The sequence below is a fragment of the Bradyrhizobium macuxiense genome (assembly GCF_001542415.1).
GTDB lineage: Bacteria > Pseudomonadota > Alphaproteobacteria > Rhizobiales > Xanthobacteraceae > Bradyrhizobium > Bradyrhizobium macuxiense.
The window spans coordinates 41,013-51,212 of record NZ_LNCU01000048.1 but is presented as its reverse complement, the minus strand read 5'-3'; the positions used below and the strand labels follow the sequence as shown (position 1 = coordinate 51,212).

Genomic DNA, 10,200 nt, shown 5'->3' with positions numbered 1-10,200 from the left:
CGATCAAGCGCGCGCCGCAGAAGCCGCTGATCCCGATGCGGCACACGCTCTCGGAGCTCACCGGTCCGGTCTATGGTCATGAGACCGTGCGCGCGCATGACAACGACCTCACCATCCAGGCCAAGGGCGAGCCGCTCGGCGAACGGATCATCGTGCACGGCTATGTGCTCGACGAGGACGGCCGCGGCGTGCCCAACACGCTGGTCGAGCTGTGGCAGGCCAATGCCTGCGGCCGCTACATCCATGTCGTCGACCAGCACCCGGCGCCGCTCGATCCGAACTTCACCGGCGCCGGCCGCACCCAGAGCGACGCCAACGGCTATTACAAGTTCATCACCATCAAGCCCGGCGCCTATCCGTGGGGCAACCACCACAACGCCTGGCGGCCCGCCCATATCCACTTCTCGGTGTTCGGCCACTCCTTCGTCTCGCGCCTCGTCACGCAGATGTATTTCCCCGGCGATCCGCTGTTTCCGTTCGACCCGATCTTCAACTCGGTGACCGACGAGAAGGCGCGGGCGCGGATGATCTCGTCCTTCGATCTCGACAACACCAAGCCGGAATGGGCGCTGTGCTACCGCTTCGATATCGTGCTGCGCGGGCGCAACGCCACGCCGATGGAGACCAAGTAAAGTGTCGAACCCGCGTCCTGATGGAATCACGCCGTCGCAGACCGTCGGCCCCTATTTCAAATACGGCCTGACGCCGAACGGCGAGTATGAATGGAACGACGCCTTCACCAACAATCTGCTGACGCCGGATACGTCGGGTGATCGCATCCGCGTCGAGGGCAAGGTCTATGACGGCGACGGCGCGGTGATTCCGGACTGCATGCTGGAGATCTGGCAGGCCGATGCGCAGGGCCGCTTCTCCGATCCGCAAGACAAGCGCGCGCTGCCGAATTCGAGCTTCAAGGGCTTTGGCCGCTGCGGCACCGACAACAGCGGCGCCTACGCGTTCGACACCATCAAGCCGGGCGTGGTGCCGGATCCCGACGGCAAGAAGCAGGCGCCGCATATCCTGCTCGCGGTGTTCGCGCGCGGCATGCTGCTGCATCTCTACACGCGGATCTATTTCGACGACGAAGCCGGCAATGCCGATGATCCCGTGCTGGCGCTGGTGCCGGAAGATCGCCGCGCCACCTTGATCGCGAAGCGCAAGGCCGGCTCCGGCAGCGCGGTCTACACGCTCGACGTCTACCTGCAGGGCGACAACGAGACGGTGTTCTTCGACGTCTAGCGATCCGGTCGCCGCAACCCAGGTCAGACCCAACCGCCGTCCACGACGTAGTGCTGCGACGTGCATGCCGAGGCCTCGTCGGACGCAAGGAACACGGTGAACTTCGCAATTTCGTCGGGGACGAGCTTCCGCTTCAGGCACTGCCGCTGCATGAGCTCCTGCACGCCTTCCGGCGTCAGCCATTTATCGATCTGGCGCTGGGTCATGATCCAGCCCGGCGCAATCGCATTGACCCTGATGTTATAGGGACCGTAGTCGCGCGCCAGCGAGCGGGTGAGACCGATCACACCGGATTTGCTGGCGGTATAGGCGGCCATGCCGCCTTGCCCCACCATCCACGAGACCGAGCCGAAATTGATGATGGCGCCGGCGTTTGCCGCCTTCATGTCCGGCAGGACCGCCTGCGCGGCGAAGAACTGATGCTTCAGGTTCACCGCGATGCGGTCGTCCCAATATTCCGGCGTCATCTCTTCGGTCGAATGCCGCTCGTCATGGGCGGCGTTGTTGACGAGGACATTGATCGGGCCGTGTGCGCCGCGGGCGTCCGAGACCCCGGCGCGCAGTGCTCCGATATCGGCAAGGTCGACCTTGAGGAAGTGCGCGCTGAGACCCTGGTCCGTGAGTTCGCGCGCAAGGCGGGTGCCTTCGTCCACCTTGATGTCGAAGAACACGACAATGGATTTCTGCTGCGCGAAGCGCCGCACGATCGCCTCGCCGATGCCCGAAGCACCACCGGTGACGAGAACGACCTTGTCGGCGAGATCTGAATAGATGGCGGCCATGACTTCCTCTCGAGCAAATTGAGCCGGGCCCTACGCCCGCGATGGATTGGCGTCGCCCGACCCCGGCCGCTTCGGCCGTGGATGGGATGTATAGACCGGAATTGGAGTTGCGCACCTCCCCGGGGTTTTACGGGACGATTGCGCACTGGAATCGGAGCCGCGGCCTAACCGGTCGCGCGGGGCAGATACCCTCTTGCGGTGATTTCCGCCGAGATTTCCTCGATGGTCTTGCGTTGCTCCATGGCCGTTCGCCGGATCAGCGCAAAGGCGGCCGGTTCGGCGATGGCATGCGAGTGCATGACCTGAAGGACGGCGGCAAGGACGACGCGTCGCGACCGTAGGCGCTGGTCCAGCTTGGAGATCTGCTGCTTCAGCTCGTTGGTGCGTTCGTTTCGTTCGAACGCCATGACAAGTGCGGCGTAGATGCCGGCCGAGCGCAGCGGCTTGACGAGGAACGAGGCAGGATCGAGCTCGAGCACCAGCTTCAGGCGGCTGGGCGTCTCCGTGCCGAGCAGGGCGATGACTGGGCCTCGCCCAAGCAACGCGCGCTGTGCCGGGGAGGTCAGCGGCAGGAAGTCGTCGTCGATCAGCGCTACGTCGGCATTGCCGTCGACGGCGCCGCCGGGCTCCCACGGCACGGTGTCGATCCCGAGGCGTTCGAACTGACGTTTGACGATCGACGCGTCGCGCTCGTCCTTGATGGCAACGAGCGCCTTGCGTCCGCGAAGCGAAAACGAAGACGGTTTGTTCATTTCACAATCCGCAAATGTGGCGCATTCGGCGATGCGTCGTCCCGTGCAGTCTCCCGCACGGTGCTGACGGCGACGTCGAGCTGCGTCAGATAAGGATCTGGCTTAACGGGGGCGTCGGCTTCCCAGAAGATGTCGAACTGTCCGTCCGTGTTGGACACCGCGAGTCGCGGCGTCAGGACGCAGTGATTGTTGCTGCCGTCGATCCAGACCGGTCCCTGCGGCGAATGATAGCGGAGGCCGGCCGCGGCGCGCCGGACCTCCGCGATGTTCGACGTGCCGGCGCGCTGCAACGCGCGCGCCAGCAGATAGACCGCGACATAGGTGGATTGCCCATCGACGGAGGGACTGCTGGCATCGCCGTAGCGCGCCTTCCAGCGCGAGACGAAGGCGCGGTTCTCCGGCAGGCGGATGCTTTCGAAATAGGCCGACGAGGTGATGCAGCCGGCCGACGCCGGTCCTACGACCTTGAGCTCGGGTTCGCACAGGCTGCAACTCAACATCGGGATGTTGAGGCCGGCGGCCGTGGTCGCGGCATGGAAGGCGCGGATGAACTCATAGCTCGAGCTGCCGACCAGCGTATTGAAGACGGCCGGCGGCCTGCGGCGCACGATCTCGTCGACGATATGGTCGACCGTGCTTTCGCCAAGCTCGAGCAGCCGTTCGGCGAGGATGCTGCCCTGTGCCGCCGTCACGAGCTCGCGCGTGACGCGATTGGTCTCCCAGGTCCAGACATAGTTGGAGCCGACGCAAAAGAAGTGCCGCGTGATGTTGTCAAGCGCATAGCGCACGAGCGGCAGGACGTTGTGGTTCGGTGAAGCGCCGACATAGATCACGTTATCCGAGCATTCGAAGCCTTCGTAGCGCGCGGGGTGCCAGAGCAGGCGATCGGTGCGCTCTACGATCGGCAGCACCTGCTTGCGCGATGCCGAAGTGTAGCAGCCGACGATATGCTCGACGCCCACATTGCGGATGAGGTCGTCGCAGGCGGCGTGATATTCGGACACGACCCCGCGGGGATCGCGGACATGAGGGGTGAAAGAGAAATCGAAATCGTTCGCGTTGTTGATCTCGTCCACGGCCATCAACGCGCTCTTGAGCAGCTCGCGTCCCATGGCCTGATAGGGCCCAGACTGCGAACAGATGATGCCAACGGGAACGGACGGCTTGGTCATGGACGACTTTCGGCAGTGCAACGTACTGAGCAGACCATCATCGCCGATATCGGCGCAAGAGGTCTTGCTGATTTGCTGCGCATGCACCTCGCGAAATTTGTGCAGCCAGCCTCGTTGACAATGCGCAGGACACCTACTTAGAATTTTCTGCTACCGGGCTTCCCGTCGAACCTTGCGTGCGTCGATCTGGCCGATGACGTCCTGATCCTCACACACCGTGCTGCGTTCGATTTCTGGCCCATGCGATAGATCATAGCCGCGGCATCAGAGCCATTCGTCACCTCATTTCCGGAGGGGCGGATGGCTTTTTTCTTTTGCCGCCAAGCAAATTGGCGACGCGTCCGTGTCGCCAAGCCGGAGGCGCATGCGCGGTGATCAGCCGTTGGGCTTGCGTCACGTCAAGCGGGGAAGAAGGCGATGCCGACGACAGATCTTCAGTATCTTGGACTTATTGAAGTTGGGCAGCAGATCCATGCGAAGAAGCTGTCGCCGGTCGAGGTCACCAAGGCGATGCTCGAACGGATCGAGCGGCTCGACGGCAAGCTCAAAAGCTACGCCTGCGTCATGGCTGAGCCGGCACTCGCCGAGGCCGCCGCGGCCGAGAAGGAGATCGCATCCGGCAAGGTCAAGGGGCCGCTGCACGGCGTGCCGATCGCGGTCAAGGACCTGTGCTGGGTGACGGGCGCGCCAGCAGCGCACGGCACGACCATCCATCGCGACTTCCGGCCGAGCGAGGACGCCACGGTGGTCACGCGCTTGAAGAATGCTGGCGCGATCATCCTCGGCAAGCTGCAGCAGACCGAAGGCGCGTATGCCGATCATCACCCGAAAATCGATCCGCCGAAGAATCCGTGGAACGCCGACCTTTGGCCTGGCGCATCCTCCAGCGGTTCGGCAGTCGCGACGGCCGCCGGCCTGTGCTTCGGCTCGCTCGGAACCGACACCGGCGGCTCGATCCGCTTTCCCTCGGCTGCCAACGGCATCACCGGCCTGAAGCCGACCTGGGGACGCGTCAGCCGCTACGGTGCTTTCGAGCTTGCGGCCACGCTGGATCATATCGGGCCGATGGCGCGCAGCGCAGTCGATTGCGGCGCGATGCTCGCCGTGATCGCGGGGCAAGACCCAAAGGACACGACATCAGTGCCGTTGCCCGTGCCCGACTATCTCGCCGGTCTCTCGGGCGACCTGCGCGGCGTGACGATCGGCGTCGACCGGCGCTGGACCAGCGAGGGCACCGACGATGCCGCGGGCAAGGTGCTCGGTGAAGGCCTGCGTGTTGCCGCGGGCCTGGGCGCGGCGATCAAGGATATCACCTTTCCCGATCCCGCGGCCGTGATCGAGGATTGGTTCCCGCTGTGCGGCATTGAGGTCGCCGTGGCGCATGAGGCGACCTATCCGTCGCGCAAGGACGAGTACGGCCCCGCGCTGGCGGGCTTGCTCGATCTCGGCCGGCAGCAGTCGGGCATGGATTATCAGAAGATCGTGCTGCGGCGCGAAGCATTCCGCGGTGCGGTGCGCCTGCTGTTCGAGACGGTCGATCTCATCGCGGTTCCGGCTCAGGCGTTCGCCGCGCCGACGCTCGCCAAGATGGCGACACTCGGCGAGGACGCATCCCTGATCACCGGACTGCTGCGCTTCACCTGTCCGTTCGACATGACGGGAAGCCCGACCGTGACGCTGCCGGGCGGTTTCGCACCGAACGGCGGTCCCGTCGCCTTCCAATTTGTCGCACCGCACTTCGGCGAAGCGAGCCTGGTGCGTGCAGGAGATGCCTTCCAGCGCGTCACCGACTGGCACAAGCGCCATCCCGCGATCTGAGTTGAGGAGCCGTACGCATGTCCGCAGAAGACTGGATGAAGAGTTCCATCATGGCGAAGCGCGCCGTCGCCAAGGGCACGGCCGGCGCATCGCATAGTCTGACGATCGAGCAGCAGGGGGCCTTTCACTACGTTTACGGGCCTTACGCGAAGCCGACGCTGTCGATCGATCCCGGCGGCGTGGTCGTCGTCGAGACCGAGGACGCCTTCGGTGGCGTGCTGACCAGCGAAAGGGACAGTCCCACCGCCAAGCTGAACTTCCCGTTCCTGAATCCGCAATGCGGGCCGATCGCGGTCAAGGGCGCCAAGAAGGGTGATTGCCTTGCGGTCTATATCCGCGACGTCGAGACGCGCGGCGCGCAGCCGGCCGGAACGACCTGCATCATCCCGGAATTCGGCGGGCTGGTCGGGACCGCCTCCACCGCGATGCTCAATCCGCCGCTGCCCGAACGCGTGAAGAAGCTGCATGTCGACCGCAACGGCGTGCGTTGGAATGACAAGATCACGCTGCCCTATGAGCCGTTCATCGGAACGATCGGCGTGTCGCCCGAGATCGAGGCGATTTCGTCGCTGCAGCCCGACTATCACGGCGGCAACATGGATCTACCCGACGTCGCACCCGGCGCCATCCTCTATCTGCCGGTCCATGCCGACGGTGGGCTGCTTTATGTCGGCGACTGCCACGCCACGCAGGGCGACGGCGAGCTCTCCGGCGTCGCGCTGGAGCAGCGCGCGACCGTGACGCTGCAGGTCGATCTGATCAAGAACTGGAGCTTTGCCTGGCCGCGGCTCGAGACCCGGGACTTCATCATGACGATCGGCAGCGCGCGTCCGCTCGAAGATGCCGCGCGCATCGCCTATCGGGAGCTCGTGCGATGGATGAGCGCCGACTACGGCTTCGACGAGATCGACGCCTACATGCTGCTCAGCCAGGCCGGCCGCATGCGGCTCGGCAACATGGTCGACCCGAAATACACGATGGGGGCGTCGATCCTGAAGAATTACCTCAAGGCGTGAGTTCACAATTTTCAAGAACAGGGGACATCGCAATGATTTCACGACGTAGGTCTGGGACTGCTTTGCTTGGTGCGATCGTCGGGGCAGCGACGCTGGGTGTCGCCCACGCGGCCGAGCCGCCGCTGAAGGTCGGCCTGCTCGAGGACGTCTCCGGCGACCTTGCGTTCATGGGCATGCCGAAGCTGCACGGCTCGCAGCTGGCGGTCGAAGAGATCAACAAGAGCGGCGGCGTTCTCGGACGGCAGATCGAGCTGATCCATCTCGATCCGCAGGGCGACAATGCGCGCTACCAGGAGTTCGGCCGCCGGCTCCTCAACCGCGACAAGGTCGACGTGCTGATCGGCGGCATCACCTCGGCGTCGCGCGAGGCGCTGCGTCCGATCGTCGACCGCACCACGACGCCGTATTTCTATACGAACCAGTATGAAGGCGGCGTCTGCGACGCCAACATGATCAGCATGGGCGCGGTGCCCGAGCAGCAGTTCTCCACCCTGATCCCCTGGATGGTCGAGAAGTTCGGCAAAAAGGTCTATGTCATCGCCGCCGATTACAATTTCGGTCAGATCTCCGCGGAATGGAACCGCAAGATCATGAAGGATCTCGGCGGCGAAGTCGTCGGTGAGGAATTCATCCCACTCGGCGTCTCGCAGTTTGCTCAGACGATCCAGAACATCCAGAAGGCGAAGCCGGACTGGCTGCTGACGATCAATGTCGGCGCGGCGCAGGATTCGTTCTTCGAGCAGGCGGCTGCGGCCAACCTCAATTTGCCGATGGGCTCGTCGATCAAGATCATGCTCGGCTTCGAGCACAAGCGGTTCAAGCCGCCGGCGCTCAACAACATGCACGCCACCGCGAACTGGTTCGAGGAGATCGATACGCCGGAAGCCAACGACTTCAAGAAGCGCTGGCACGCCAAGTTCCCCGACGAGCTCTATATCAACGACATGGGCTACAACGCCTACAACGCGCTCTACATGTACAAGGCGCTGGTCGAGAAGGCGAAGTCGACCAAGCTCGAGGATTTGCGCAAGGTGATCGCAACGGGCGACGCCTGTATCGATGCTCCCGAAGGCAAGGTCTGCATCGATCCGAAGAGCCAGCATACGTCGCACCGCATGCGCCTGATCTCGGTCGGCCCCAAGCATGAGGTCACGGTCGAGAAGGACTATGGCACGATCCAGCCATACTGGCTTGGCCAGATCGGCTGCGATCTCACCAAGAAGAACGACAAGGATCAGTACACGCCGAGCCATCTTCCCAGCAAGTCGTGACACGCGCAGGGCACAAATCTTGCTCGTGTAACTGCGTTGAGGCGTTGAGCCTCGCCGGCGCCGCAACGACGCGGCGCCGCGATCATGGAGGCCAGGATGTCGGCTGAACTCTTTTCGGTATTCTATCAGTTCGCCGACGTCTTTGCGTTCCTGATCCTGTCTGCCGCGGGCCTAGCCATCGTGTTCGGCATGATGGGCGTCATCAACATGGCGCATGGCGAATTCATCATGTGCGGCGCTTACGTGACCGTCGGACTGGTGAATCTCGGCGTGCCGCTTCCGGTCGCCCAAATCCTCGCTGCCGTGACGGCAGGGCTCATCGGCGTCGTCGTCGAGTTCCTGATCGTGCGGCGCTTCTACAAGCGTCCGCTCGACTCCCTGCTTGCCACCTGGGGCCTTAGCCTGATCGTGACGCAGTCGATGCTGCTGATCGTAGGCTCCGCGGTGCGGGGCATTGGAACCCCGGAAGGGAGCTTTGCGATCGGCGAGTATACGTTCTCGACTTACCGGCTGGTGCTGTTCGGCTGTGCAGTAGCGGTGCTCGTCGGCCTCTACATCATCTTCATGAAGACGCGCTTCGGCGTGATCGCGCGCGCGACCATGCAGAACGCGGCGATGGCGAAGGCGCTGGGTGCGCGGACGGGGCGGATCTATGCCATCAGCTTCGGCATTGGTACCGGGCTCGCGGGGCTTTGCGGGGCATTGTATGCGCCGACCATGACGCTGATCCCGACCATGGGCGCGACCTTCGTGGTCGAGAGTTTCGTCACTGTCGTCGTCGGCGGCGCGAATGTCCTGCTGGGCACGGCTCCGGCCGCGGTGTTCCTGGCGATGATCCGGATGGCGTTGAATGCGAGCTACGGGCAGATCATCGGACAGATCGGTATGCTGTTTGCAGTCATCCTGATCATCCGTGTCCTGCCCGAAGGGCTGTCCAGCGTGCTGGTCCGGCGTGGGCGCTAGAGCATGATCCGGCAACGTGTGAAGCGGTCTTCCGCAAGGACCATGCTCAAACAGAGAGGCGAGACGGTGATGCGGTCGCGGTCGACGGCATCATCGTCGAAGCGAGGTTCCTGATGTTCAAGCTGCTTGACGGTCCGCAGACGCTCGGACGAGGCAAGATCTTCTGGTCCTGCTTCCTCGCCGTGCTCGCGGGTGCGCTGATCTACCCGGTGTTCGCCGACTCCTATGATGTCGGCAATTTCTCCTACTTCCTGATCTGGATCTTCATGGCGCTCGGCCTCTGCCTGATGTGGGGGTATGGCGGCATGTTGTCGTTCGGACAGACCTTCTTCTTCGGTATCGCCGGCTACGGCTATGGCGTGCTCGCCATCAACATGGGCGGTGGAACCACGACGATCGCCGCGATTATCCTGTCGGTCCTGATTGCGATGGCGGCAGCCGCGGTCCTCGGCTACTTCATGATCTGGGGCGGCATCAGCGGCATCTTCTTCGGCATCGTGACGCTGTCGGCGACGCTGGTGCTGGCGTTCTTCCTTGGGCAGACGGCCGGGCCGGAATGGCATATCGGCACGGCGCGGCTGAACGGCTTCAACGGCATGAAAGGCATGGACCCGCTGGCCGTGGGCGATTTCTACATTGAGGGATCGGCGCTCTATTATGTCATGATCGCGCTGATCGTGATCGTCTATATCGCGCTGCGCATGCTCGTGAACTCGAGCGTCGGCAACGTGATCGTGGCCACGCGGGAAAATCCGCAGCGCGCCGAGATGCTCGGCTACGACGTCCGGAAATATCAGCTGCTGACCTTCGTGATCGGCAGCGGCCTCGCCGGGCTCAGCGGCGCCCTTTATACCTCCTGGGGGCAGTTCATCACTCCGTCGAGCATCGGTCTGCCGGCAGCGGCGATGCCGATCGTGTGGGTCGCGTTTTCCGGACGCAGCGACTTGACCGCAACGCTGGTTGGATCGTTCCTGCTGCTGTTCGGCTTCCAGACCATCACCGTCTACAGCCAGCAGGCGGCGCTGGTGCTGATGGGCACGCTGCTGCTCGCGACCGTGATGCTGGCGCCGCAGGGGTTTGTGCTCGGTATCGGCAAGCTCGTCGTCGACTGGTGGACCAGGCGCCGGCGGCGCGAGCCGGCTCCCACGCTGGCCGACGCCGGCCGCTTGCAATCGGATGAGACCTGA

At 63.6% G+C, this 10,200-nt stretch carries 10 protein-coding genes; 7 read left to right on the top strand and 3 right to left on the bottom strand.

Annotated features, from left to right (window positions below):
- Together pcaH and pcaG are read left to right on the top strand one after the other, a co-directional pair.
- Positions 1-632, top strand: a 632-nt coding sequence (pcaH, locus tag AS156_RS17225; protein WP_066499654.1) for a protocatechuate 3,4-dioxygenase subunit beta, incomplete at its 5' end; no start/stop codon positions are given.
- Between the two features lies 1 nt (position 633).
- Positions 634-1,239: a protocatechuate 3,4-dioxygenase subunit alpha gene (gene pcaG / locus AS156_RS17220; RefSeq protein WP_066506523.1), complete on the top strand. Its 606-nt coding sequence runs from the start codon at positions 634-636 to the stop codon at positions 1,237-1,239.
- Between the two features lie 23 nt (positions 1,240-1,262).
- On the opposite strand, the gene AS156_RS17215 is transcribed toward pcaG, so the two are convergent.
- From AS156_RS17215 to AS156_RS17205, 3 genes are all read right to left on the bottom strand, one after another.
- Positions 1,263-2,021 (bottom strand): SDR family NAD(P)-dependent oxidoreductase, encoded by a 759-nt coding sequence (locus AS156_RS17215; protein WP_066506518.1) that lies wholly within the window; start codon positions 2,019-2,021, stop codon positions 1,263-1,265.
- Between the two features lie 164 nt (positions 2,022-2,185).
- Entirely contained in the window at positions 2,186-2,773 is a 588-nt protein-coding gene (locus AS156_RS17210) for an ANTAR domain-containing response regulator (protein ID WP_066506516.1), read from the bottom strand.
- On the bottom strand, positions 2,770-3,945 hold the full coding sequence (locus AS156_RS17205; protein ID WP_066506541.1) for a transporter substrate-binding domain-containing protein: 1,176 nt from the start codon (positions 3,943-3,945) through the stop codon (positions 2,770-2,772). The genes AS156_RS17210 and AS156_RS17205 overlap by 4 nt, the downstream gene beginning before the upstream one ends.
- Before the next feature lie 417 nt (positions 3,946-4,362).
- Between AS156_RS17205 and AS156_RS17200 the strand changes: the two genes are divergently transcribed.
- The 5 genes from AS156_RS17200 to AS156_RS17180 all read left to right on the top strand — a co-directional run bounded on the left by AS156_RS17200 (position 4,363) and on the right by AS156_RS17180 (position 10,200).
- On the top strand, positions 4,363-5,763 hold the full coding sequence (locus tag AS156_RS17200) for an amidase (protein WP_066506515.1): 1,401 nt from the start codon (positions 4,363-4,365) through the stop codon (positions 5,761-5,763).
- 17 nt (positions 5,764-5,780) lie between these two features.
- Entirely contained in the window at positions 5,781-6,779 is a 999-nt protein-coding gene (locus tag AS156_RS17195; RefSeq protein ID WP_201456048.1) for an acetamidase/formamidase family protein, read from the top strand.
- 32 nt (positions 6,780-6,811) lie between these two features.
- The gene (locus AS156_RS17190) at positions 6,812-8,050 is read left to right on the top strand and encodes an urea ABC transporter substrate-binding protein (RefSeq protein ID WP_066506513.1); all 1,239 of its coding nucleotides are present in this window, start codon (positions 6,812-6,814) and stop codon (positions 8,048-8,050) included.
- 96 nt (positions 8,051-8,146) lie between these two features.
- Entirely contained in the window at positions 8,147-9,013 is an 867-nt protein-coding gene (locus tag AS156_RS17185; protein WP_066506512.1) for an ABC transporter permease subunit, read from the top strand.
- A 113-nt stretch (positions 9,014-9,126) separates the two neighbouring features.
- Positions 9,127-10,200: a branched-chain amino acid ABC transporter permease gene (locus AS156_RS17180; RefSeq protein WP_066506511.1), complete on the top strand. Its 1,074-nt coding sequence runs from the start codon at positions 9,127-9,129 to the stop codon at positions 10,198-10,200.

Excerpts from the sequence above, each read along its gene's own strand:
- AS156_RS17180 (WP_066506511.1), top strand. The coding sequence starts at position 9,127 with ATGTTCAAGCTGCTTGACGGTCCGCAGACGCTCGGACGAGGCAAGATC.
- AS156_RS17195 (WP_201456048.1), top strand. The coding sequence starts at position 5,781 with ATGTCCGCAGAAGACTGGATGAAGAGTTCCATCATGGCGAAGCGCGCC.
- AS156_RS17190 (WP_066506513.1), top strand. The coding sequence starts at position 6,812 with ATGATTTCACGACGTAGGTCTGGGACTGCTTTGCTTGGTGCGATCGTC.
- AS156_RS17205 (WP_066506541.1), bottom strand. The coding sequence starts at position 3,945 with ATGACCAAGCCGTCCGTTCCCGTTGGCATCATCTGTTCGCAGTCTGGG.
- AS156_RS17210 (WP_066506516.1), bottom strand. The coding sequence starts at position 2,773 with ATGAACAAACCGTCTTCGTTTTCGCTTCGCGGACGCAAGGCGCTCGTT.
- AS156_RS17185 (WP_066506512.1), top strand. The coding sequence starts at position 8,147 with ATGTCGGCTGAACTCTTTTCGGTATTCTATCAGTTCGCCGACGTCTTT.
- AS156_RS17200 (WP_066506515.1), top strand. The coding sequence starts at position 4,363 with ATGCCGACGACAGATCTTCAGTATCTTGGACTTATTGAAGTTGGGCAG.
- AS156_RS17215 (WP_066506518.1), bottom strand. The coding sequence starts at position 2,021 with ATGGCCGCCATCTATTCAGATCTCGCCGACAAGGTCGTTCTCGTCACC.